This window comes from Chloroflexota bacterium, from assembly GCA_009840355.1.
Classification (GTDB): domain Bacteria; phylum Chloroflexota; class Dehalococcoidia; order Lucifugimonadales; family JADFKI01; genus Bin90.
The window spans coordinates 1-22,485 of record VXNZ01000002.1 but is presented as its reverse complement, the minus strand read 5'-3'; the positions used below and the strand labels follow the sequence as shown (position 1 = coordinate 22,485).

Below are 22,485 nucleotides of genomic sequence, written 5' to 3'. Positions count from 1 at the left end.
GAAGATCACGGTGGACGCCTTCACCGGTGACCTGCGCTTCTACATCTGGGACGAATCGGATTCTGTTATCCGCACCTACGCGCGTATATTCCCGGACCTGTTCTCGGCGCAAGAAGAACTGCCCGAGTCGCTGCGTTCGCATGTGCGCTATCCGCAAGACTTCTTCCGCATTCAGGCGGAAAAGTACATCCGCTACCACATGCAGGAGCCGCAGAACTTCTACAACAACGAAGACCTCTGGGCGGTATCCGAGGAGAAGTTTGGGCAGGGCGATGCGCTTCAGCAGGTCGAGCCGTACTATGTGATAATGAAGCTGCCCGGCGAGACTAAGGAAGAGTTCGTACTGCTGCTGCCATATACACCCAACGAGCGGCAGAACCTTATCGGCTGGCTGGCAGCGCGCAGCGACGGAGATAGCTACGGCAGCCTAATTGCTTTCAACTTCCCGAAAGATAGGCAGATTGACGGACCCGCGCAGATCGAAGCGCGCATCGACAACGACCAGGATATATCGGCATGGTTTACGTTGCGCTGCACGGCCGGTTCAGAGTGTCTTCGCGGCAACCTGCTGGTCATCCCGGTCGATCAGGGCATCTTGTATGCTGAGCCGGTCTATATCCGCGCGGAAGGCGTCAACTTCCCTGAGCTGAAGCGCGTCATTCTCGCAACCGGCGATCGAGTCGTGATGGAAGACTCGCTCAACGAAGCATTGAGCGCGCTCACCGGCTCGGCGTCCTTCGTCGAAGATGCTGAGGAAGCCACAACCGGCGAGCAGACCGCGCGACCAACATCAACCGGTGCTGGCGGCGGCGCGGTTGAGGCAACCGTTGAGACTCTTCAGCAGGCAATCGACGAAGTCAGGCGAAACCTTGCCGAACTCGAAGAATCGCTTGACCGATTGACGGAATCGCTATCGAATCAGTAACATCGCGCCAGCAACGGCGCGCGGGAGTACCATGCCTGCGAGATTGCAGCGTCAGCAACTCGCGGGCTAGGACTCCGCATAATATGCAGACAATTCAGAACGATGGGAGGATCGGAAATGACATCCGCAGCCGAATGGAAAGCCAAAGAAAGCGAATACTACATCCACACATTCAATCGCCAGCCGATGGTGATCGAACGCGGGCAAGGCGTGCGCGTTTGGGACACCGAGGGCAAGGAATACCTGGACTTCACGGCGGGCCTGGCGGTCAATAATCTTGGTCATTGCCATCCTGCCGTAACCGAAGCGATACAGCAGCAGGCGGCGACGCTCTTGCAGACCTCGAACTTGTTCTACACGATTCCGCAGCTCGAACTCGCCGAGGCGCTCGTTGAGAATAGCTGCATGGACAAAGTTTTCTTCTCCAACAGCGGCGTCGAGGCGAACGAAGGCGCGGTTAAGCTGGCGCGCAAGTATGGTCGTTTGCATCGCAACGGCGCGCAGGACATCATCACCGTGCTGAACTCGTTTCACGGGCGCACGCTTGGCATGATTGCCGCGACCGGACAGCCGGCGTATCAGCAGGCATGGCTTCCGCTCGCGCAGGGCTATGCGAATGTGCCGTACGAAGACTTGGACGCCATTCGCGAGGCGACGACTGACAGCACCTGCGCCGTTATGGTCGAGGTGCTGCAGGGCGAGGGCGGCGTAAATGTGCCGAGCGAGGGCTATCTTAATGGACTGCGCGAGTGGTGCGACGAGAATAATCTGCTGCTCATATTTGACGAAGTTCAGACCGGAATGGGCCGCCTCGGCAGCCTGTGGGGCTACGAACGCTTTGGCGTTGAGCCGGATGTGATGACATCGGCAAAGGGTCTAGGCAACGGCGTGCCCATCGGCGCGTTCATGTGCAAAGACACCTGCGATGTACTCGAACCCGGCGACCATGGCAGCACCTTCGGCGGTAATGTGCTGACTACCGCGGCGGGTAACGCAACCCTGCGCTATATGGTTGAAAACGATGTCCCCGCGCACGCGCGCAAAGTCGGCGAATACCTTGAATCCAAGCTGGAAGAACTGCGGAACTCGCGCCCGGATGTAATAAAGGGGCACCGCGGTATGGGTTTGCTAATCGCGCTGCAATTGCAGAACCCGATCGCGCCCGCAGTAGTTGCCGCCGCCAACAATGAAGGCGTGCTGCTCAACCCTGTGCTGCCTGATGCCATCCGCTTCATGCCGCCGCTGATTATCACAGAGGCGGATGTGGACGAGTGCATGGAGAAGCTGGGGCGGGCGCTTGATGTTGCGACGGCGGGGTAGGTGACTGCCGTAAACTAGAGTAGGACTTGCTTGAGGGGTCGTATCGGTAATGCCGACAGTATTGCGGAGCGGCCCCTATAGTTTTCGTTTCTATGCGAGCGATGGCGTTGAACCGCCGCATGTGCATGTTCATCGGGAGAATATGAGAGCAAAGTTCTGGCTCGACCCGGTGAAACTTGAAAAATCAAAACGATTCAGTGATAGAGAACTCAATCGAATTAAGAGGTTGATAATAGCAAACCAAGTGTACTTGCTGGAGCGCTGGGATGAATTCTTCCTACTATGAATTGATAGAGTTGAAGCTATCCGATGCGCGGGCGATGGATGTGCAGGTTACGGAAGATGCGCTGACGATTGACTTGGATGACGCCCGTACTATATCCGTGCCGCTTGTGTGGTATCCGCGCCTGTGGCATGGCGCGCCTGATGAGCGCAACAACTGGGAGATAACAGGCGCGGGATACGGCATTCACTGGCCCGACCTTGACGAGGACATCAGCGTGAAGGGCTTGCTCATCGGCTTTACATCGGGCGAGAGTCCGGAGTCGTTTAAGCGGTGGCTGGAACGGCGGGAGATGCAGGAAAACAAGAATGACGAGACATTAGCATTGTCTCTTGAAGGAAAGACTTTCTGGGAGACTGTGTATGAACTTCGGAAGAAGGATTTGATTCCTCTAGTCTGGAAGAGAGAGCACATTCGTCCATATATGGAGAGGCCGAATGGGCAATTCGCACCCAATGCGGTTACAACTATTCCCTCTAATCAGAGCATGTCAAAAGACGGTAGCGAAAAGGGTGATTATGTCAAGAAGGGTCGGGCAGCGAAGGCCTGGCGTATAGGTAAAGGCGAGTTCAAGCTCATTGATGATCCCAATATATAAATGATTGAATTACAAAGGTAAACAACTACTCATGAACTGGCGCGAACTGAAAGACAATGACATAACGCGGATTGCGGGCGCGGTGTCCGGCGGGCTGGATAGCTGCACCGTGACGCACTGGCTGCAGAGCAAGGGCTTTTCGGTGCATTGCTACACGGTGGATCTCGGTCAGCCGGACGAGGAAAACTTGGACGCGGTGCGCGACCGCATGCTCGGCTGTGGCGCGGACAGTGCAAGCATCCTGCCGGGCCACGACGCGCTTGCCGAGGCAGGGCTGAAGGTCATCCAGTCGCAGGCGCGCTATGAGGGCGGCTACTGGAACACCACCGGCATTGCACGCCCCATCACCGTGGGCGCTATTTTGCCGGAAATGCTTGCGTCGGACATCGGCGTGCTGTTTCACGGCGCAACCGGACGCGGCAACGACCAAGTGCGCTTCCAACTCGCGGCGAATACGCTCGAACCGGCGGCGCAAATATACGCGCCTTGGCGAGACCCTGAGTTCGTCGCGGAGTTCCCTGGCCGTCAGCAAATGCTCGACTACTGCGAGGCGAACGGACTTCCCATCAGGCCGACCCGCGAATCACGATACTCGACGGACGCCAACTTTCTCGGTCTCACACACGAAGCGGGTGACTTGGAAGATGTGACAATCTCGCCGACATTCGTAGAGCCGGGTATGGGCGTCTGGGCATGGGACGCGCCGGATCAGTCCGAAATCGTAACGGTTCGATGGGAGCAGGGCGTACCGGTCGCAATAAACGGTGAGCGCGTGAGTTTGGTCGAGATGTTCGAGCGCGCGAATGCCATCGGCGGCAGGCATGGCGTCGGTATCGGCACGCATGTTGTGGAAAACCGCTTCGTGGGCGTCAAATCGCGGGGCATCTATGAATCGCCGGCGATGGACTTGCTAGGCAGCAGCTACGAATACCTGCTGCAGTTTATCCTTGACCGCCGGGCGCGCGAACTCTTCGAGCATCTGTCCAATGTGATTAGCCTGCAAATATATCAGGGCTACTGGCTAGATCTCGCGACTACTTCGGCGCTCGCCGCGCTGGAGCCGATGACGCGGCTTGCCACAGGCACGATCGCAGTGCGGCTGTTCAAGGGCAGCGTATTCTTCGAGACGGCCGAGGACACGCCCGAAGCGATGCCATACTCGCTCTACACCGACGACTCTTCAATGGAGGCGATGGGCACCTACGACCACGCTGACGCCGAAGGCTTCCTGAAGGTGCTGGGCATATCGTCCAAGAATGTGGGGACGCGTCAGTATCCGTCGCTGGAGCGATAGGAAGGAGGGCGGAATGGCTGTGGGAGATTTTATGACGAAAGAGGAGATATACGCTGAATTCGAGTCTGAATGGATAGTTCTCAAAGATCCGGTGGTTGAGAATTACGAGGTCAAGGGTGGCATACTCGTGTCGCACGGCAAGGACAGAGATGCGGTGTATGCCAAGATGAGCGAAATACCCATTCCTCGCAGCATCGCAACCATGTACACTGGAAAAATCCCTAAGGGTACGGCAGTAGTCATTTGAGTTTTCCGTTCGATTCTCATGAAGGCTTGATTGTAACGCAGGTCATCCTTACGGGGCCTTCAGGAAGCGTCAGAGCAAACCTTGCCCTGGACACGGGCGCAATAATGACAGTATTGGCTCGGCGATTCTTCCAAGCTTTGGGATACGATCTTTCGGCGCGTTCAAATATGGTTCAGGTAACCACCGGCAGCGGTGTGGAGTTCGTGCCTGAAATTACCCTTTCACGGATTGAGGCTCTTGGACATGAGCGCTCCGATTTTCCCGCGCTGTGCCACACACTGCCGTCGAGCGCAACTGTGGATGGTGTGCTGGGCTTGGACTTTCTCAGAGACAAACGGCTTGTTTTAGACTTCCGCACTGGCATTTTGACTTTGGATTGACTCATCGGACTGAACAGGAACAACACATGCAACTCACTTCAACTGAAACCCGCAATCAGATGGCGAACCTCGTGCGCGAGTTCGTGCGCCGCGATGTGGACCCCGTAGTCAATCACTATGAAAACGAGGACATCTACCCGCAAGAGCTTGTGGATAAGATGGCGGATATGGGGCTGTTCGGCATCATGATTCCGGAGGAATACGGCGGTCTCGGGCTTGACTACACCACCTTTGCCATAATCTTTGAGGAACTGAGCAAGGGCTGGATGAGCCTGACAGGACCACTCGGCACTCATCATATCCTCGCGTATGTTATTGCCACATACGGCACGGACGAGATGAAGCAGCGCTTCCTGCCCAAGATGGCGGCGGGCGTGGTTCGTGGCGGTTTGGCGCTTACCGAGCCGAGCGGCGGCAGCGATATGCAGAACTTGCAGACTTCCGCGGTCAAGGACGGCGAGGAGTATGTCATCAACGGCAACAAGATGTTCATCTCCAACGGAGCGAGCGGCAACGCGTTTGCAGTCTTGGCACGCACCGACAAAACCGCATCGCCGCCGCATCGGGGCATAAGCTGCTTCGTCGTGGAGAAGCCCGCGGCAGGATTCACGGTCGCGCAAAAGCTCGACAAGCTTGGCTATCGCGGCATCGACACAACCGAGCTGGTATTCGACAATGTTCGCGTGCCGACCGAGAACCTCGTCGGCGAAGTGGAAGGGCAGGGCTTTCGGCATGTGATGAGCGGCTTGGAAGGCGGGCGAATCAATGTCGCTGCGCGGGCAGTCGGCGTGGCGACTGCCGCGTTTGATGCGGCTATAAAGTACGCTCAGCAGCGTGAGTCGTTCGGCCAGCCCATCGCGCAGCACCAAGCCATTCAGCTCAAGCTCGCGGAGATGGCGACGGAAATAGAAGCCGCGCGTCTGCTCACATACGAAGCGGCGCGCAAGAAAGACTCCGGCGAGCGGGTTGATCTGGAAGCAGGCATGGCGAAGTTGTTCGCCAGCGAGATGTGCGGCCGGGTCACGATGGAGGCGATGCGCATCCACGGCGGCTATGGCTACATCAAGGAATTCCCGCTTGAGCGCTATTACCGCGATGCGCCGCTGATGATTATCGGTGAAGGCACGAACGAAATACAGAAGCTGATAATCGCGCGGCGGCTGTTGCAGAAGTATCAGATATAGGCTCGTCTTGGAATGGCTCTTCCTTTTGAATTCGTCATAGATGGGCCGCCTGTGTCACAACAAGCAAGGCGCAGGGAATTGGTGCGACAATGGTCAGAGAATGTGCGGAGAGTTGGTAAACAGTATTGGGAAACGGACGATGAGCCTGTTGCGGAATCTGTTATGCTAACTACCACTTACTTCTTTACTGATAGGCAGATGGATGTAGATAATATCCCTAAACCTATTTCGGATGCCTTGAATGGATTGGTGTACATTGATGATAATCAGATAACTGATATTCTTTGTCGCAAGCGAAATCTGAACGATGACCTACGAATAGAAAACTCTTCAGGCATTTTGAGGCAGGCCGTTGTTCGCAATATCCCTTTTGTGTATATTCGAGTAGAAAATGCTCCTGATCAGAGTCTGATATGGTGAATTGACGATGGAAGACATAGTCAATCTCGAGAAACGCCGCGCCGATGCCATAGCCGAAGAGTATCTTAACAAAGGCTATGAAGTGTCCAGGGGAGTCGTGCTGGACTTCTTCCCGGGGTTCCGTGCAGACTTAGTTGTCAAAAGGGGCGATGAAGTAAAAGTGATCGAGGTAAAGACGAGAACTTCGTACGCTAGGGAACCTGCAATAAATCAGCTGGCAGATGTTTTGCAATCGATGCCAGGGTGGTCCTTTGTTCTAGATTTAGTAGGTGAACCGGAGGTACTTTACTCCCCAGAAGACGCCCGTCCCATTGAAAGCGCAGACGTTGTTCGTCGAATCAAGGATTCTGAGCGGCTTCTTGAAACAGGGCTTTCAGAAGCTGCTATGTTACTGGCCTGGTCGGCTTGTGAAGCTGCGTTAAGGATACTGATTGAGAGAGAAGGCACGTCCATCAGGCGTATAACCAACTCCGCTTACACTCTTGGTACAGCAGTCAGTGAAGGAGTTATATCCAGAGATGATTACAACTACCTGACTGATGTGATGAAACATAGAAATACGGCTGTCCACGGCTTTAGGTCGGACAGGTTTGATGAAGAACTGGTGACGGATTTGCTTGAGACTACTAAACGCCTCATATTTTCAACTGAAATGACTTCAAGTGAGACTGCAACATGATTCATGACGGCCGTAATGACTTCGGCGGATATTTGGAAGACTTTAAGGCAGGCGATGTGTTCAAGCACTGGCCCGGCAAGACCATCACCGCGATGGACAATCACCTGTTCACGCTGCTGACGATGAACACCAACCCGCTCCACTTCGACGAGAATTACATGAAGGACCACCCGCACGGCAAGATTCTCGTCAACGGGATGTTGGTGTTCAGCCTCGTTGTGGGCATCAGCGTGCGGGATACTTCCGGCAAGGCGATTGCGAATCTGGAATACGAGAACGCCACGCACGACGGGCCCACATTTGAGGGCGACACCATCTACGCCGAAAGCGAGATTCTGGATGTGCGCGTATCGCGCAGCCGTCAGGACAGGGGCATCGTGTATATGGAATCGCGCGGCATCAACCAGCGCGGCGAGCAGGTGCTTACGCTGCGACGGCGATTCTTGGTAGGCAAGCGCCCTGTCGAAGCCGAACCTATCTCTGCCGAATCCGGCGCAGTTGTGTCCGATGACTAGCCTCGGTGGGCTGCGGGCGGTGAGCTCGGCGTACACCGTCTCTATCCACTATGATCGCAGACTGTATCGGCAGGATATCGCCGGTTCCATCGCCCACGCGCGAATGCTCGCCAAGCAGGGTATCATCACCGGCGAAGACGCTGCTGCGATTACGCGAGGTCTGTGCGAAATCGAGCGCGAGATAGAAGACGGCGAGTTCGCGTGGCGGCCCGAACTCGAAGACATCCACATGAATGTGGAGAGCCGCCTGCACGAGAAAATCGGCGATGCAGCGGGCAGGCTGCATACCGCACGATCACGCAACGACCAGATTGCGCTCGACATTCGTATGTTCGTCAAGGACGCCATTGGTGAAGTCCTTGCGGCGATTCTCGCTTTGCGAACATCGCTGGTAGGGCAGGCGGAGTCGAATACGGACGCCGTAATGCCCGGCTACACGCATGTGCAACGCGCGCAGCCCGTACTGTTTGCGCATCACATGCTTGCTTACTTTGAGATGTTGGGACGCGATGCCGCGCGCTTCAGGCAGACGTTCGACCGCGCTGATGTGATGCCGCTTGGCAGCGGTGCGCTCGCCGGGCTGCCGTATCCCATCGACCGCGAATTCGTGGCGCGCGAACTTGGGTTCAGCCGCATCTCTCGAAACAGCATGGATGCCGTTGCGGATAGGGACTTCCTGCTAGACTTTCAGTCGGCGGCGGCGATTTGCATGATGCACATATCGCGCCTTGCCGAAGAGTTGGTGCTATGGTCGTCTGACGAATTCGCGTTCGTTCGCATGAGCGAGGAGTACACCACCGGCAGCAGTATTATGCCGCAGAAGCGCAACCCGGATTTCGCAGAATTGGCGCGCGGCAAGACGGGCAGGGTGTATGGTGGTTTGACGGCACTGCTCACGCTGATGAAGGGCTTGCCGCTGACTTACAATCGTGATATGCAAGAGGACAAGGAAGGCTTTTTCGACACGTACGACACGCTGCTTGCCACGTTGCAAATCTTCGCTGACATGATTGCCAAGATGAGCATCGTACATGATCGAATGCGAGAGGCGGCGCGCGGCAGTTATGTACTCGCCACGGACATCGCGGACTACCTTGTGAATAAGGGAATGCCCTTCCGTGAGGCGCATGGCGTCGTAGCACGGCTGTCTCGATACGCGGTCGAGCGCGGCGCGCAGTTCGAGCAACTCTCACTAGACGAATACCGGCAATTCTCCGCGCTCTTCGACGAGGACGCTCTGGCAATCAGCGTAGATTCGTCCGTGGCGGCTCGAGATGTACCCGGCGGCACCGCATTCACGCGCATCAAGCATGCCGTGGCGGACGCGAAAGCAGAACTGGAGGCTGACAATGACGGCTGAACGCAGCACACCAAGACGCGCCATCAAGATTGCGCCATCCATCCTATCGGCAGATTTCGGCAGGCTCGGCGAGCAAGTCGCGGAGGCGGAACGCGGCGGTGCGGATGCCATTCACATCGATATAATGGACGGCAATTTCGTGCCGAACATCACGATGGGTCCAATGATAGTGGACGCGATTCGCAGTTGGACGACGCTACCATTTGACTTGCACCTGATGATTGAAGCGCCTGAACGCTATGTCGGGGACTTCGCAAAAGCGGGCGCGGACATCATTACGGTGCATGCCGAAGCCACCACACACTTACACCGCACCGTTCACCTAATACGAGAATTGGGCAAGAAGCCTAGTGTGGCAATCAACCCCTCAACGCCTGTGTCGGCAATCGAAGAGGTCATAGCCGACTTGGACCAGGCGCTCGTGATGACCGTGAACCCAGGATATGGTGGGCAATCGTTCATACCGTCCATGCTGCACAAGATTAGCCGAGTGCGCGCCATGATAGACGAGCGCGGCTTGTCAACCGACCTGGAAGTTGACGGCGGCATAAGCTCGGCGACGGCAGAAAGCGCGGTAACCGCCGGCGCAAATGTCCTAGTAGCAGGCTCAGCCGTTTACAACGCCCAGCAGACCGTCAGCGAAGGCATAGCGGCCATACGCCACGCCTGCGCCGCCGAATAATTTGCGGCATTTATAAATCTTTACGGCGCTAACCCAATGCCCGCCGCGCTGCGTCCAGTGTTGCTTGAATGTCTTCGTCGGTGTGTGCTAGGGAGACGAACATTGCCTCGAAGGGGGATGGCGGCAGGTACACGCCTTCTTCTAGCATGTTGTGGAAGAAGCGGCCGAATCCTTCTCTGTCGGATGCGGACACCGATTCCCAGCCGCTGACTTCGCCCGGGTTGAAGAACAGGGTCATCATTGAACCGACGCGGTTGATTCGCAGCGGCACTTCCGCGTCTGCGAACACTTCCTGCAGGCCGGCAGCCAGCGATGCCGCTTTCGCTCCAAGCGCATTGTACACGCCCGCCTCTTTCAGCTGCCGCAGTGTGGATATACCTGCCGCCATCGCGACGGGGTTCCCGGATAGGGTGCCCGCCTGATACATAGCGCCGAGCGGGGCGACCGTTGCCATGATTTCCTCGCTGCCACCGTACGCGCCAACGGGCACTCCGCCGCCGATTATCTTGCCCAAGCAAGTGATGTCCGCCGCGATGCCGTATCGCTGCTGCGCGCCGCCGTACTCCACGCGAAATCCGGTGATTACTTCGTCGAATATCAGCAACGCGCCGTGCTGTGTCGTCAGATCGCGCAATCCTTGCAGGAAGCCGTCCCGTGGCGGCACGACGCCCATATTGCCCGCGATCGGCTCTACGATTACGCACGCAATCTCGTCGGGGAACGCCGCGAAGTGCGCCTCTACGGATGCCAAGTCGTTGAACTTGCCGAGCAGCGTGTCCTGCGCGAACGACTCGGTTACACCTGCACTGTCCGGCACGCCGTGTGCCAACGCGCCTGAACCGGCTGCGACGAGCAGCGCATCCGAGTGCCCGTGGTATCCGCCTTCGAACTTGATGATTTTCGACCTGCCGGTATAAGCGCGCGCCAGCCTGAGCGCGCTCATTGTGGCTTCCGTGCCGGAGTTGACGAAGCGCACCATGTCGATGGAATCGTAGGCGTCCACCACGAGCTGCGCTATCTCGTTCTCGCGTTCTGTGGGCGCGCCGAAGCTTGTGCCATCGGTCGCCGCATCCTTAATCGCCTTGACGACCTGCGGGTTTGCGTGCCCCAGGATTAGCGGTCCCCAAGAGCATACATAGTCGATGTATTCGTTGCCGTCGGCGTCCCAAACGCGGCTGCCTGCGCCGCGCGTCAGAAACAGCGGACTGCCGCCCACGGCGCTCCAGGAGCGCGCCGGGCTATTCACGCCGCCGGGAATCACACTTCTGGCAGCCTCGTACAGCTGCGTGGATCTTTCTCGATTCAAGGTTCTACCTCACTGATCTCCCAATGGTCTCCCACTTGTCTCCCAAAAATTACCACCGCATATCATACCATCATCCACGCCCTTCGGGACATGGCTTTGGATCGGTGGGGGCATAATTGAAGCGGCACAAATCCGGCGCAGGTTGAAGTGTTCCGACCGCTAGCTGGGTATCCAGACTTTGCCCTAATCTGCCCGCGCGTTGTACACTTCCATGTGTTCAGATTATTCCGATGAATTATCCCAATGCATTGCGGCACAGCAGAAACGGGGCAGATATGAAGATTACCGGCATCAAGACGCATATTTTCTCTTCGCAACATAGCAACGCCAAGCGCAATTGGCTCATCCTGCGGTTGTTGACCGACGAGGGCATCGAAGGCATTGGCGAGGCGTCGATGCTGAGCTACGATCCCGTTGTCGCGACATTGCTGCACGAATGGACGGATGCGTATCTTGTCGGCAAGAACCCGCTGCACAGCGAAGTTCACTGGACGCGGATGTACCAGGACAATCTCGGGCGCGGCGGCCGTCTGTTCAGCACGGCGCTGTCCGGAATCGACATCGCGCTCTGGGACTTGCGCGGCAAGGCGCTAGGCGTGCCTGTCTATGAGTTGCTTGGCGGCCCGTACAGCGATCGCCTCCGGGTCTATGCCAACGGCTGGTACACCAATCCGGGCGCGCCGGAGCTGAACGCCGAAGAAGCCTTGCGCGTGGTCGAAATGGGTTACACGGCGATGAAGTTCGACCCCTTCGGGCAGCACAACTACATGACTATATCGCCGGAAGAGGCGCAGCTTGCCGAAGACCGCGTTGCCGCAGTGCGCGATGCCGTTGGACCGAATGTGGAAATTCTGATTGAAGTCCACGCCAAGTTCAATGTTTATACGGCGATACATCTGGGCAAACGGCTTGAGCAGTATCGCCCGTTCTGGTTTGAAGAGCCGACATCGCAGGAAAATGTCTCCGAGATGAAGCAGGTGCGCGACAATGTGAATATACCGATTGCCACCGGAGAGCGACTATACACCAAGTTCCCGTTCTTCGAGCTGGTGAAGAACGAGGCGGTTGACATCTTGCAGCCGGACATGTGCAACGCGGGCGGCATTACCGAGCTGAAGAAAATAGGCGCGATAGCCGAGCCGCAGCATATTATGATGGCGCCGCATAACACTAACGCCGCCGTGGGCACGGTCGCCAGCTTCCACCTGGACGCCGCAATGCCCAATTTCCTGATACAGGAATACCACGCCGAGTTCTACGAGCCGCACTACTTCGAGGTGTTCGACGGCTTGCCAAGGCAACAAGGCGGCTATGTGGAGTTGCCGAAGGGTCCGGGGCTGGGGCTGACTTTCAACGAAGAAATCGCCAACGCGCACCCTTACAGGCCGCTCGGACACAGCGAGCGGGGGATATAGGATTTCCCTTGCTATCTGTGAGACGAATTCACAAGTGCAATTTATACCTGTCATTTCGAGCGAAGCGAGGAATCTAAAGTCGGAAACAGGTTTGCAGAAAACAGCTCGGAATGACGAAAGCAGCTCGGTATGACAAAGACAGCGCGGAATGACCAACATTAAGGACATGTGAAGTCGTCTCTATAACCTCACCTCTCATCGACCAACACGAGGCATCATTAAGCATGAAAATTTTAGGCATCGAAACTTCTTGCGACGAGACCGCAGCAGCGGTCATCGAAGACGGCAGTTGTATCCACTCGAATGTGGTGGCGTCGCAGGCGACATTGCACGCGCAGTTCGGAGGCATCGTGCCGGAAATCGCGGCACGGCAGCATATGATAACGATAGTTCCCGTTATACGGCAGGCGCTCGACGAGGCGTCGCTGAGAGCTGACGAACTCGACGGCGTGGCGGTGACGCATGGGCCCGGACTCGCCGGCGCTTTATTGATTGGCGTCAATGCGGGGAAGGGATTCTCTCTAGCAAACGAGCTGCCGTTCATCGGGCTGAATCATCTGGAAGGGCACATCTACGCGGCTTGGCTGGAAGAAGGGGTCAATCCGGAAGCGTCGCCCGGCTTTCCGCTGATGTGCCTAATCGCGTCGGGTGGGCATACCGACCTGATTCTGATGAAGGGACACGGCGACTACACGCTTATCGCCCGCACGCGCGACGATGCGGCTGGCGAAGCGTTTGACAAGGCGGCTCGCGCTCTAGGATTGGGCTTTCCCGGTGGTCCCGAAATACAGCGGGTGGCAGAACACAGCCACGGCGGAGAGCCGCGCCTTCCGCGGCCGGTCGTGCGAGACTCGCTCGATTTCAGCTTCAGCGGCTTGAAGTCGGCGGTCGCGCGGCGCGCAGAAGAGTACGGGATGTATCCGCCATCGGAAGATGCGCCGCCGGACCCGCAGCAGGTGGCGAATGTGGCAGACGAGTTTCAGCAGGCGGTCGTGGACTGCATGGTGCAGCGGACGATTCAGGCAGTAGAGCGTTACCGCGTGAACGGCGTAATCCTGGGCGGCGGCGTGGCGGCGAACAGCCACTTGCGCCAAGAGATGCACAAGCGCGTCCCCGTCGAAGTAATCGTTCCACGCCCGGGCCTGTGCACCGACAACGGGGCGATGATGGGCGCCGCCGGCTACTTCCACTTCCGCGACAATGTTGGTTCGCAGTGGAATGTGGATGTTATCCCTAGTCTGCGGCTTGGATGAGCGCTATCGCGGCGCAAATGTCTTGGCGCGCGTGTGCTGTGGATTGCTGCGTTCGTACTTTAGCTCGAACAGGCGCAGGATGAACGCCTCTGCTTCCGATTGCGCGTTCTTGTCAGTTAGGGCGCATCGGATTTCTGCGCTGCCTGTTCTTATGACAAGCCCGTGCTCGCCGCGCTCCCATAGACGATCGATAATCAGATATACGCCCATCAGCGCTACGACGGCAGCCGCTCCAAGCGCAAGCATTTCGCTGTCTATGACGCGCCAGAGTAACACGGACACGAGGAACGCTAACGCGGCCCAGACGAACGCGCCGTAGCCCTTGACCGCCTGCCGGTTTATCGCCACCGCGCTGATGTCTTCGATGGCGGCGTGTGCCGTCCGTCGGTTGGTGCGCCTGCCGCTGATGTGTATGACGCGCCTGTCGGTCAGCAGCACAGAATCCTTGTCGGCGTTCGAGTCGTCGGCAAGGCTTGTCCCTAGCGTCGCGCGCACGGTCTCGCCCGTCATCAAGGCGATGCCGCTGGATTCATCTTGCACCTGTTCGCTCTGCTTCACTCTTGCCTGTAGCATTTGCGCTCCGTCTTATTAGACTATCTTTCATTGCGCTGCTGTCATCTCGCCAGTGCCTTTCGGTTGTCAGCCCGAACGAAGTGAAGGGTCTAAAATCGCGGTGTGGAAACAAGCCTGTCTGTAGTCAGCGCGTTTAGATTTCTCGCTTTGCTCGAAATGACCTGAATAATACCTGAATAATCATGGCATGAATAATCGAAAGACCCTAGGCATCTCGCTGAGCGGCAATTCAGTCTGCCGCCGCGAGATTATCAACATAGGTTACGCCGTCCTTCATCACATACCGCACGGCTTTGCCCCGTTCGAGAATCGACACATCGTCGAGCGGGTTGCCTTCTATGAGTATAAGGTCAGCCTTCTTACCAGCCTCGATGCTGCCAATCTCGGAGGCTAGTCCGACGCACTTCGCCGCATCGCTTGTCGCCGCTACAATCGCTTGCATTGGCGTCATTCCCGCGTCAACGAGGCAAGTCAGTTCGTGGGCATTGTTTCCGTGTTCCCAGCCGCCTTCGTCAGTGCCGGCGGTGACGGTTACGCCGTATTTCATCGCCATGTGCAGGCTGCGGACATGGTGTTCGCGCAATGCCGCGGCGCGCGCTCTGCCGTGCGGCGTTCCCTGCGTCGCGTGGAAGGTGTACACGCCATAGGTTGGCGTAAAGACGATGCCTTTCGCCGCCATCATCCGCAGCAGCTCCGGGTCTTCGTCCAGGTAAGTACCGTGCTCGATGGAATCGACGCCCACTTCGATAGCCATCCGCAAGCCTTCGCCGCCAAGCGCGTGGCACATGACCTGCCGCCCGCGCTTGTGCGCCTCATCGACCAGCACCTCAAGTTCGTCTCGTTCGAATAGCAAATCCCTGGGCCCCAAGCCCGCCGCCGAGCTCGCGCCGCCTGTGGTCGCCGTCTTTATCACATCAGCGCCGGCGCGTACCATCTCTCGCACCTTCGCGCGCATGGCATCCGGACCGTCCGCAGCGCCCCAAGGCAGCCCGGAATCCTCGCCTTCAGGCGGTCTATAGCCGAGCGGACCGGTCTTGTCGCCCATTCCGCCCGTGGGCGTGATAAATCCAAGACTGACGATTAGGCGAGGTCCGGGCACAAGTCCTTCGTCCACCGCGACGCGAAAACCGGCGTCCAGACCTGCTGCGTCTCGAACGGTCGTATAGCCGCTGTGCAGCGTCTGCTTCAGCACATTGGCGATGCGCAGATGGCGCGTGCTGCGTGGTTCGGTGATGCCCCAACGGCTCGCAATCTCATAACTAAATGACGCCAGATGGTCGTGCGTGTCGATTAGTCCGGGCATTAGCGTCTTGCCTGTGCCGTTGATCGTCTCTGCGCCATCAGGAATATGCACGCTGCCAGCATTGCCGACAGCGGCAATCGTATCGCCGTCAATCAGGACAACGGCATTCTCGACGGGCGCGCCGCCGTTGCCGTCAATCATCGTCGCGCTTGTGATTGCCTTCATGCTCGCCTCCCGCGTCAGATTATGCGCCGCCTGTCTGATGATAACACTTCCGCCGCGAATTGCATGGCTTCCATGTATTCTATGTTCTGATGCCCTTTCATGGCATTCTACATGGGCATTCTACAAATGGCAGATTAGGTTGCATATATCTGTTGGACGAAGCAACCGCGCTGTGCTATTCTCAAACCTGATTTTGCAAGCTATAACAATGTTAGGAGTTCTGAATGGAACGCCCAATTATCAAACCAATTGGCACGCCTGTTGAGGCGCTTGACACGCCTGCACTTGTAGTGGATATGGACGCGCTTGAAGCGAACATAGAGAGGGTTCACGTCCGATTCCGCGATTCATCCGTCTCGCTGCGTCCGGATGTCGAAACGCACCGCTGCCCCGCGATTGCGCGAATGCAGATCGCGGCTGGCGGCACTAACGGCGGTGTGGCGGTCGCAAGCGTGAGCGAAGCCGAGATGTTTGCGCAGAACGGCATTTCGGACTTCCTCATCGTGCACGAAGTTGTAACCGCACCGAAGATTGCGCGCCTGTGCGCCCTCGCTCGACAGGCGAGCGTTACCGTCGCCGTTGACAACGCGGCGAATGTCAGCGCGCTGTCCGATGCGGCTCAAGGCGCCGGCGTAACGCTCAAGGTTGTACTGGACATCAATACGGGGCAAGAGCGCAGCGGTGTCGCGCCCGGTGAACCCGCGCTTGCGCTCGCTCGAATCGTCTCGCGGAGTGAATCGCTTAACCTCAGCGGCTTGATGAGTTCGGAAGACGACGACTTCGGTGAGGACATGGATTCGTTGATTGAAAAGTCCTCTCACCGGATTCAGCAGACGCTGGACACTCGCGAAATGCTTGAACGGGACGGCATAGCGGTGGAGACGGTGTGCGTAAGCGCGCAGCAGCCTATGCTCGCCGGAGAAGTTGACGGCGTAACGGAAGTGCTCAACGGGGTTTACGCATTGATGGATGTGCGGCACAGCGCGATGCTGCCCGAACTTGAGCTTGCCGCGAAAGTGCTGGCGTCCGTCACCAGCCTGCCCGAACCCGGCACTGCCATCCTTGACACCGGCCGCAAAGCCATGGGCGACGACTACGGATTTCCGATTATCGAGGGTCGCGGCGAACTCGATGTATCGTCTATGAGCGCCGAGCACGGCAAGCTGCAATGGGACGACAACTCCGATGTCGGACTGTCGCTTGGCGACCGAATCCGGTTCACGCCGATGGACATTGGCGCGACCGTTAATGTTTACGACTATATTCAGGCGGTGCGCGGCGGCAACCTCGAAGCCGTGCTCGCCATATCCGCTCGCGGTCTGTATCGCTAGGCTGCGACGATTCCCGGAAATCTACCAAATCAGGCACTCGCGATTATATATTGCGAACTCTGAATTGAGATGATTCACAAATGCAATTCTTATCTGTCATTTCGAGTGAAGCGAGAAATCTAAAGTCGGAAACAGGTTTGCACGCAACGATTTCAGATTCCTCACTGCGTTCGGAACGACAAAACAGCGCGAAATGACAACATTAAGGATTTGTGAAACCGTCTCGCCTTACATCAAACCTTGCATCAAGCTGAAATCGATGGAGCGCACCAATGGAAAATTATCGCCCCCTTATTGGCACTGATATTGCCGATCTAGATACGCCGACCTTGCTTGTGGATATTGACATGCTGGAGCGTAACTACCAGCTCATTGCCGACACCTACCGCGACACCGAGTGCAAGATGCGCGCGCACATCAAGAACCTGAAGTCGCCGATGCTCGCGCACATGCAAATTCGCGCGGGCGGCACGGTCGGCGGTGTCTGCGCGGCGAAGGTGTCCGAGGCGGAGGCGATGGTTGACGGCGGGATCGATGATATTCTCATCCCTAATCAGGTCGTAACAGCCGACAAGATTGAGCGCCTATGTTCTCTGGCGCAGCAGGCGAAGATGATGGTCGCTGCGGACAACACGGATAATTTGCAGGCCATCTCGGACACGGCGAGCGCGATGGGCGTGTCCGTCGGCGTGGTCATCGAAGTGGACACGCAGATGGAACGCGCCGGCATTCGCGCGACAGAGCAGGGCGTAGTGCTTGCCAAGTTTGCCGATTCGCTGCCCGGCATCGACTTCAAGGGCGTGATGAGCCATCAGACGCTGCCCGGCCAGCCCGACCGCGAGACTCGTTTCATCGAAGGTCCGCGTTTTATTCAGAAGACGCTTGATGTGAAGGAAGCGATCGAAGCGGAAGGAATCGCAGTCGAGGTAGTATCGGCGGGCGAGAGCTGGACATACGACATATGCCCGACCATCCCCGGCGTAACCGAAGTCGAGGGCGGCACGTACGCGCTTATGTCGCACGCCTACGCCTATATGGACGAATTCGAGTTCGCAGGCAAGATTCTCGGCACGGTTACCAGCACGCCGCGTCCGGGCGTCGCCATCGGAGACACAGGTTCGCGCTGCCTGGCATCGCCAAGCGGAGTGCTGCCGGAAATCGTCGGCGTCGAAGGCGTGCGCGTAGATTCGCTGGGACCCAATCACATCGTGCTGAAGTCAGAAGGCGAAATGCCGCTAGACATAGGCGACAAGTTCCAGCTCATTTCGGGCCAGCAGGACATCATGGTCAACCGCTGGGACCAGTTCATAGGCGTGCGAGACGGTAAAGTGGAAGCGGTCTGGGACATCACCGCGCGCGGCTGCCATAACTAGGTGGGGCGCGGCGCAGAGCGATGCGAGTGTTCGAGGATTATGAAGGGCGGCAAGTCCTTTTGCTTGCCTTCGACGAACGACATATCGTTATTAGGCATCCCGATTTAGCCGCTTTGGGCATACACGATATTGTAAGCGAAATTTTGGCTTCGCCGGACATAGTGATTTATAGCAGAATGGCATATCATCACTTTCGCATGCGGCATATTCCGCCACATCAAGGCAATTATGTTAGAGTAGTTGTAGCAGTTCAGAACGGCAATCGTTATGTGCGAACTGCTCACATAACGGGAAGATTAGCGCACGGAGAAGTGGTATGGCGACAAGAAAGGTGAGCGTCTGCTATCACGCTGGAATCGACATGATTGAGGTCTTCTTCGAAGCGGAAGGCGGTTACTACGGTCACCCGGTATTTGACGACGAATACGTGCAGCCGCGCTACAACGACGACGGAGAGTTGGTAGGATTTCTGATAGAGGGCGCGCGTGAACTTAATGAGTGGCACGATGTGGACTTGCCGGTTGTTGATGAAAGGCAAGCCTCGCTGAAAAAGTCGTCGGCTTCGACAGACTAGCGGCAGGATTCTATGAGCCTCAGCAAGCGTTTTTTTGCCGCGTGGTATGACCTGCTGAATTCGGGCGTCGAGGGGCGTGTCGTGCCGTATCGAAGGCTGACCGCGGGTGTTGCGCACGGTAATGTGCTCGAAATCGGCGGTGGGACCGGCGCCAATCTACCGTTCTATCCACCCGATGCCAGCATCACATTCATTGAGCCGGACCCGCATATGATCAGGCGGCTCAGGCGCGCCATTCGCAAGCAGGGGCGCAAGCAGGGGCGGCAGGCGGCTATCGTGCAGCGATACGGCGAAAACCTTCCCTTCGCCGACGGTAGCTTCGATGCGGTCGTAACCACGCTTACTCTGTGCATGGTGCACGATGCCGATGCCGTAATCCAAGAAGCGCGGCGCGTGCTCAAGCCGGGCGGCAACTACTTGTTCTATGAGCACGTGGTATCCCCGAGGAGTCGCGGGCGCTGGTTGCAGCACAAGCTCAACCCCGCGTGGAAATGTCTTACGACCGGCTGCAACCTTGACCGCGATCTTACAGCGTCCATCCGTAGCGCAGGATTTGCAAGCGTTGAGATTGAGGCGTTTGACCTGTCGGTGGGATTGCCGGTTACGATTCCCAACATTGTCGGTGTTGCAAGGGCGTGAGGCACTTGTCAACACGATTGAGCCACTTGGAGGGCGCCGGTGTCCGCTGCTGATTGCTTCCCTGATTGGCAGGACGACACTGGCAACTCCGTTACCCGAATGCCGGATGCCGTTCATGTCGCCGCGAGTGGCATTGTCTATAATGACAAGGGCGAAGTGCTGCTGGAGAAGCGCGCCGACAATGGCTGGTGGGGACTTCCCGGCGGTCATGTCGATGTCGGCGAATCGGTTGAGCAGGCAGCAATCCGGGAAATCCGGGAAGAGACCGGAATCAGAACGCGGGTCAGGCGTCTGGTGGGAATATACTCTGACCCTCGCTACAATGTGATCGGCGCATACTCGGACGGTCTCATTCATTTCGTTGTGGTGATATTCGAGTGCGAATATCTGTCCGGTGATTTGGAGGTGTCGGAGGAAAGTACGGAAGTGCGCTACTTCCCGGTGCGCAATCTACCCGCCAAGACGCTGCTTTGCGATGTGCAGGCAATAGCCGATGCCCTTGAAAATAGGATTCAGCCGTTTATCAGATAAGGAGAAACAATTATGGATTTCGAGCGAGTTCGACCGTTCTTGGAGACGCATCACAGAGGCGTCATAGCCACGCAGAGGCCTGACGGCGCTGCGCATTCCAGCATCGTCGTCTGTGGCGCGTATGAGGGCAAGGCGGCGTTCGTGTCCGTCTATCCGCGCTCGCAGAAGATTCGCAACCTTCGGCGCAACCCCAATTGCACGGTGCTCTGCGTGACCGAAAATTGGCGCGAGTGGGTGTCGGTCGAAGGGCAGGCGACGCTCTACGACTACGGCAATATGGACGCCGAGGAAGCCCGCGTGATGCTGCGCTCGGTCTATATGGCGTGCAGCGACACCGAGCACCCCGACTGGGAAGAGTACGACCGGGCGATGATTGACCAGGAAGCGGTCATTGTGCTAGTCGAACCGAAGCGCATCTATGGCTTGCTTCGCAGTTAGCGGATGCGCGATATGTTATAATGGGCGGTGGTTCCACGCGGAGAGATGGCCGAGCGGACGAAGGCGCCGGTCTCGAAAACCGGTATGGGCGCAAGTTCATCGTGGGTTCGAATCCCACTCTCTCCGCCATTAATGACAATCTGTCTCATGAATCGAGACGATTTCACCGACGCAACATATGCCTGTCATTTCGCCTTCCCCCTTCATTGTCATTCCGAACGCAGTGAGGAATCTGAAATCGTTGTCTGTGAATCTGTTCCCGACTTTAGATTTCTCGCTTTGCTCGAAATGACAGCGGGTGCCGGTCTAACCCCTTGCGCCACCACAAGGACGATGGCCGCATTTGCATAGAAGCCTCATCGGACCGACCCGCCTACTGGTCGAAGTATTCACGGAGGAGATCGTAGAACTGCTCTTGTGTCATGAGGCCGAGGTCGAAATCTTCGATGGCGGCGACAATCTCCTCGGAATCGACTGTGCCGTCGCCGTTGGTGTCGTAGTTTGCCAGTACCGGCCCTGACAGCTGTAGGGACGTCTGGAAATCGAGGGTGGTGGCGTCCAGCCAGCCTGTGCTGAGCGACCTCCGGTGCTTGGCTATGGCGTGCACGGCGAACTTATACGCCGTGCCGGACTGCAAGCCGGAGATGGTTGCAGTTGTTCCGGAGACCTGGGGTCCCCACTTCGTAACCGCATCCTGCGGGTCATCCTCCACGCGGTAGTAGCTGGTCAGGTATCCGATGACAGTTACAGGCCTGCCGGTGTCGGTCTGCGTTACGGCGTTCCAGTTGAGCGTGACGGAGTCGCGGTCCGGAGTCGCCCTGAAGTTCGTGGGCACGGACGGACGGCCTTCGAGTATCACCTCCGCAGGAGAGCTTTGAACCATTGAGCCGGTGAGTAAATTGCCCAAGGGATCGGTGCCGGTAGGGCCTCTGCCGGTCGTGTAACTGAATCCGGCGTGACGAACGCGGAACAGGTACTGCTCCGACGGGTTGAGGCCCGTTACCCTTGCCGTTGTACGCCTCGTGTCATTGTAGTCGGGGCAGTTCGTAAAGCTGCGGGGGGATGTGTCCACCGTAAACGCACATGTGAAGCGGTCGAAATTGCCCGGGCGGGGGATATCTTCGCTGTAGCTGCTCAACCAGAACAGGTCCGCCGTGCCGTGGCTGGTCACGTTCCCGACCTGGAAGGCTATGGGCGGAGCGGGCGCGGTCCATACATACCGATGTCTTTCCACGGGGCCACATGTGGAATCCGTGGAACAGGTTCGAATGGTGAAGGCATATTGCATCCCGGGCTGCAAGCCGGTAACCGTGGTCTCTACCCTGGCGTTTCTGTCGCTCGATGGGACTATCAGTTGTGGTTCCCGAAACTCGAACCGGAATTCATAATGTGCAACCGTCGCATAGGCGGAGTACTCGATGGCGGGGGTATCAGGGTCATTATCATGATCATAGCTACCACTCGTGGGGGCAAGCGGCGGCAGCCAGGAGAGCACAACCTCCGTAGTCCTGCCCTGCGCCTGGACTTCTCGAATAAGTAATTCTTCTATGGTAGCGTGCGCGGGCGGCGCCCAGGGCGCTGAGGCTGACAGGGCAAGCAGAGCGATGGCTATGCCGGTGACGAAGATGCGGGGGAGGGATGCGAAGCGTTTGGGCGCGCTCATCGGACGCCTCCGCTCCTCAGGGAAGCTATTATTG

The 22,485-nt window shown here is 57.4% G+C and carries 25 protein-coding genes and 1 tRNA gene; 22 read left to right on the top strand and 4 right to left on the bottom strand.

Features of this window, described 5'->3' with window-relative positions:
• The 13 genes from F4X57_00215 to F4X57_00155 all read left to right on the top strand — a co-directional run.
• Positions 1-925 (top strand): UPF0182 family protein (locus F4X57_00215; protein MYC05605.1); only part of this gene is annotated, 925 nt, incomplete at its 5' end.
• Positions 926-1,042: 117 nt separating this feature from the next.
• Complete coding sequence (locus tag F4X57_00210; GenBank protein MYC05604.1) at positions 1,043-2,245, top strand: aspartate aminotransferase family protein; 1,203 nt, start codon at positions 1,043-1,045, stop codon at positions 2,243-2,245.
• A 49-nt stretch (positions 2,246-2,294) separates the two neighbouring features.
• The gene (locus tag F4X57_00205) at positions 2,295-2,531 is read left to right on the top strand and encodes a DUF4160 domain-containing protein (protein ID MYC05603.1); all 237 of its coding nucleotides are present in this window, start codon (positions 2,295-2,297) and stop codon (positions 2,529-2,531) included.
• Complete coding sequence (locus F4X57_00200; protein MYC05602.1) at positions 2,512-3,126, top strand: DUF2442 domain-containing protein; 615 nt, start codon at positions 2,512-2,514, stop codon at positions 3,124-3,126. Before F4X57_00205 ends, F4X57_00200 begins: the two co-directional genes overlap by 20 nt.
• Positions 3,127-3,157: 31 nt before the next feature.
• On the top strand, positions 3,158-4,420 hold the full coding sequence (argG, locus tag F4X57_00195; GenBank protein MYC05601.1) for an argininosuccinate synthase: 1,263 nt from the start codon (positions 3,158-3,160) through the stop codon (positions 4,418-4,420).
• Between the two features lie 13 nt (positions 4,421-4,433).
• On the top strand, positions 4,434-4,667 hold the full coding sequence (locus F4X57_00190; GenBank protein MYC05600.1) for a hypothetical protein: 234 nt from the start codon (positions 4,434-4,436) through the stop codon (positions 4,665-4,667).
• Positions 4,664-5,047 (top strand): hypothetical protein, encoded by a 384-nt coding sequence (locus F4X57_00185; GenBank protein ID MYC05599.1) that lies wholly within the window; start codon positions 4,664-4,666, stop codon positions 5,045-5,047. Before F4X57_00190 ends, F4X57_00185 begins: the two co-directional genes overlap by 4 nt.
• A gap of 26 nt (positions 5,048-5,073) precedes the next feature.
• Positions 5,074-6,231, top strand: a complete 1,158-nt coding sequence (locus F4X57_00180) for an acyl-CoA dehydrogenase (protein ID MYC05598.1) — start codon at positions 5,074-5,076, stop codon at positions 6,229-6,231.
• A 12-nt stretch (positions 6,232-6,243) separates the two neighbouring features.
• Entirely contained in the window at positions 6,244-6,651 is a 408-nt protein-coding gene (locus tag F4X57_00175; protein ID MYC05597.1) for a RusA family crossover junction endodeoxyribonuclease, read from the top strand.
• A gap of 7 nt (positions 6,652-6,658) precedes the next feature.
• Positions 6,659-7,330 carry a hypothetical protein gene (locus tag F4X57_00170; protein ID MYC05596.1) on the top strand — a complete coding sequence of 224 codons (672 nt, stop codon included), beginning with the start codon at positions 6,659-6,661 and terminating at the stop codon, positions 7,328-7,330.
• Positions 7,327-7,845 (top strand): MaoC family dehydratase, encoded by a 519-nt coding sequence (locus tag F4X57_00165; protein MYC05595.1) that lies wholly within the window; start codon positions 7,327-7,329, stop codon positions 7,843-7,845. Before F4X57_00170 ends, F4X57_00165 begins: the two co-directional genes overlap by 4 nt.
• The gene (gene argH, locus F4X57_00160; GenBank protein MYC05594.1) at positions 7,838-9,205 is read left to right on the top strand and encodes an argininosuccinate lyase; all 1,368 of its coding nucleotides are present in this window, start codon (positions 7,838-7,840) and stop codon (positions 9,203-9,205) included. Before F4X57_00165 ends, argH begins: the two co-directional genes overlap by 8 nt.
• Positions 9,195-9,887: a ribulose-phosphate 3-epimerase gene (locus tag F4X57_00155; protein MYC05593.1), complete on the top strand. Its 693-nt coding sequence runs from the start codon at positions 9,195-9,197 to the stop codon at positions 9,885-9,887. Before argH ends, F4X57_00155 begins: the two co-directional genes overlap by 11 nt.
• A gap of 28 nt (positions 9,888-9,915) precedes the next feature.
• Here the strand turns inward: F4X57_00155 and hemL are convergent, their stop codons facing one another.
• Entirely contained in the window at positions 9,916-11,193 is a 1,278-nt protein-coding gene (hemL, locus tag F4X57_00150) for a glutamate-1-semialdehyde-2,1-aminomutase (GenBank protein ID MYC05592.1), read from the bottom strand.
• 230 nt (positions 11,194-11,423) lie between these two features.
• On the opposite strand from hemL, the gene F4X57_00145 reads away from it, so the two are divergent.
• Complete coding sequence (locus tag F4X57_00145; GenBank protein ID MYC05591.1) at positions 11,424-12,608, top strand: mandelate racemase/muconate lactonizing enzyme family protein; 1,185 nt, start codon at positions 11,424-11,426, stop codon at positions 12,606-12,608.
• 224 nt (positions 12,609-12,832) lie between these two features.
• Positions 12,833-13,861 carry a tRNA (adenosine(37)-N6)-threonylcarbamoyltransferase complex transferase subunit TsaD gene (tsaD, locus tag F4X57_00140; GenBank protein MYC05590.1) on the top strand — a complete coding sequence of 343 codons (1,029 nt, stop codon included), beginning with the start codon at positions 12,833-12,835 and terminating at the stop codon, positions 13,859-13,861.
• Positions 13,862-13,864: 3 nt separating this feature from the next.
• Here tsaD and F4X57_00135 read toward each other — a convergent pair whose 3' ends face one another.
• Both F4X57_00135 and F4X57_00130 read right to left on the bottom strand, forming a co-directional pair.
• Positions 13,865-14,434 (bottom strand): hypothetical protein, encoded by a 570-nt coding sequence (locus F4X57_00135; GenBank protein ID MYC05589.1) that lies wholly within the window; start codon positions 14,432-14,434, stop codon positions 13,865-13,867.
• Between the two features lie 229 nt (positions 14,435-14,663).
• Entirely contained in the window at positions 14,664-15,902 is a 1,239-nt protein-coding gene (locus F4X57_00130; protein MYC05588.1) for an amidohydrolase family protein, read from the bottom strand.
• A 224-nt stretch (positions 15,903-16,126) separates the two neighbouring features.
• Between F4X57_00130 and F4X57_00125 the strand changes: the two genes are divergently transcribed.
• The 7 genes from F4X57_00125 (at position 16,127) to F4X57_00095 (ending at position 20,917) form a co-directional block, all read left to right on the top strand.
• Positions 16,127-17,233: a hypothetical protein gene (locus F4X57_00125; GenBank protein MYC05587.1), complete on the top strand. Its 1,107-nt coding sequence runs from the start codon at positions 16,127-16,129 to the stop codon at positions 17,231-17,233.
• Positions 17,234-17,505: 272 nt separating this feature from the next.
• On the top strand, positions 17,506-18,606 hold the full coding sequence (locus F4X57_00120; GenBank protein ID MYC05586.1) for a DSD1 family PLP-dependent enzyme: 1,101 nt from the start codon (positions 17,506-17,508) through the stop codon (positions 18,604-18,606).
• Between the two features lie 316 nt (positions 18,607-18,922).
• Positions 18,923-19,180 (top strand): hypothetical protein, encoded by a 258-nt coding sequence (locus F4X57_00115; GenBank protein ID MYC05585.1) that lies wholly within the window; start codon positions 18,923-18,925, stop codon positions 19,178-19,180.
• 12 nt (positions 19,181-19,192) lie between these two features.
• On the top strand, positions 19,193-19,819 hold the full coding sequence (locus F4X57_00110; protein MYC05584.1) for a class I SAM-dependent methyltransferase: 627 nt from the start codon (positions 19,193-19,195) through the stop codon (positions 19,817-19,819).
• A gap of 99 nt (positions 19,820-19,918) precedes the next feature.
• Positions 19,919-20,350, top strand: a complete 432-nt coding sequence (locus F4X57_00105; GenBank protein ID MYC05583.1) for an NUDIX domain-containing protein — start codon at positions 19,919-19,921, stop codon at positions 20,348-20,350.
• 12 nt (positions 20,351-20,362) lie between these two features.
• Positions 20,363-20,788: a TIGR03618 family F420-dependent PPOX class oxidoreductase gene (locus tag F4X57_00100; GenBank protein MYC05582.1), complete on the top strand. Its 426-nt coding sequence runs from the start codon at positions 20,363-20,365 to the stop codon at positions 20,786-20,788.
• 39 nt (positions 20,789-20,827) lie between these two features.
• Positions 20,828-20,917: transfer RNA gene (locus F4X57_00095), tRNA-Ser, on the top strand.
• A 244-nt stretch (positions 20,918-21,161) separates the two neighbouring features.
• Here F4X57_00095 and F4X57_00090 read toward each other — a convergent pair.
• On the bottom strand, positions 21,162-22,451 hold the full coding sequence (locus tag F4X57_00090; GenBank protein ID MYC05581.1) for a hypothetical protein: 1,290 nt from the start codon (positions 22,449-22,451) through the stop codon (positions 21,162-21,164).
• Positions 22,452-22,485: the final 34 nt, after the last annotated feature.

Excerpts from the sequence above, each read along its gene's own strand:
- F4X57_00175 (MYC05597.1), top strand. The coding sequence starts at position 6,244 with ATGGCTCTTCCTTTTGAATTCGTCATAGATGGGCCGCCTGTGTCACAA.
- F4X57_00145 (MYC05591.1), top strand. The coding sequence starts at position 11,424 with ATGAATTATCCCAATGCATTGCGGCACAGCAGAAACGGGGCAGATATG.
- tsaD (MYC05590.1), top strand. The coding sequence starts at position 12,833 with ATGAAAATTTTAGGCATCGAAACTTCTTGCGACGAGACCGCAGCAGCG.
- F4X57_00165 (MYC05595.1), top strand. The coding sequence starts at position 7,327 with ATGATTCATGACGGCCGTAATGACTTCGGCGGATATTTGGAAGACTTT.
- F4X57_00155 (MYC05593.1), top strand. The coding sequence starts at position 9,195 with ATGACGGCTGAACGCAGCACACCAAGACGCGCCATCAAGATTGCGCCA.
- F4X57_00110 (MYC05584.1), top strand. The coding sequence starts at position 19,193 with ATGAGCCTCAGCAAGCGTTTTTTTGCCGCGTGGTATGACCTGCTGAAT.
- F4X57_00180 (MYC05598.1), top strand. The coding sequence starts at position 5,074 with ATGCAACTCACTTCAACTGAAACCCGCAATCAGATGGCGAACCTCGTG.
- F4X57_00200 (MYC05602.1), top strand. The coding sequence starts at position 2,512 with ATGAATTCTTCCTACTATGAATTGATAGAGTTGAAGCTATCCGATGCG.
- F4X57_00170 (MYC05596.1), top strand. The coding sequence starts at position 6,659 with ATGGAAGACATAGTCAATCTCGAGAAACGCCGCGCCGATGCCATAGCC.
- F4X57_00105 (MYC05583.1), top strand. The coding sequence starts at position 19,919 with ATGCCGGATGCCGTTCATGTCGCCGCGAGTGGCATTGTCTATAATGAC.
- F4X57_00125 (MYC05587.1), top strand. The coding sequence starts at position 16,127 with ATGGAACGCCCAATTATCAAACCAATTGGCACGCCTGTTGAGGCGCTT.
- argH (MYC05594.1), top strand. The coding sequence starts at position 7,838 with ATGACTAGCCTCGGTGGGCTGCGGGCGGTGAGCTCGGCGTACACCGTC.
- F4X57_00090 (MYC05581.1), bottom strand. The coding sequence starts at position 22,451 with ATGAGCGCGCCCAAACGCTTCGCATCCCTCCCCCGCATCTTCGTCACC.
- F4X57_00190 (MYC05600.1), top strand. The coding sequence starts at position 4,434 with ATGGCTGTGGGAGATTTTATGACGAAAGAGGAGATATACGCTGAATTC.
- F4X57_00205 (MYC05603.1), top strand. The coding sequence starts at position 2,295 with ATGCCGACAGTATTGCGGAGCGGCCCCTATAGTTTTCGTTTCTATGCG.
- F4X57_00100 (MYC05582.1), top strand. The coding sequence starts at position 20,363 with ATGGATTTCGAGCGAGTTCGACCGTTCTTGGAGACGCATCACAGAGGC.
- argG (MYC05601.1), top strand. The coding sequence starts at position 3,158 with ATGAACTGGCGCGAACTGAAAGACAATGACATAACGCGGATTGCGGGC.
- F4X57_00115 (MYC05585.1), top strand. The coding sequence starts at position 18,923 with ATGGCGACAAGAAAGGTGAGCGTCTGCTATCACGCTGGAATCGACATG.
- F4X57_00130 (MYC05588.1), bottom strand. The coding sequence starts at position 15,902 with ATGAAGGCAATCACAAGCGCGACGATGATTGACGGCAACGGCGGCGCG.
- F4X57_00120 (MYC05586.1), top strand. The coding sequence starts at position 17,506 with ATGGAAAATTATCGCCCCCTTATTGGCACTGATATTGCCGATCTAGAT.
- F4X57_00135 (MYC05589.1), bottom strand. The coding sequence starts at position 14,434 with ATGCTACAGGCAAGAGTGAAGCAGAGCGAACAGGTGCAAGATGAATCC.
- F4X57_00210 (MYC05604.1), top strand. The coding sequence starts at position 1,043 with ATGACATCCGCAGCCGAATGGAAAGCCAAAGAAAGCGAATACTACATC.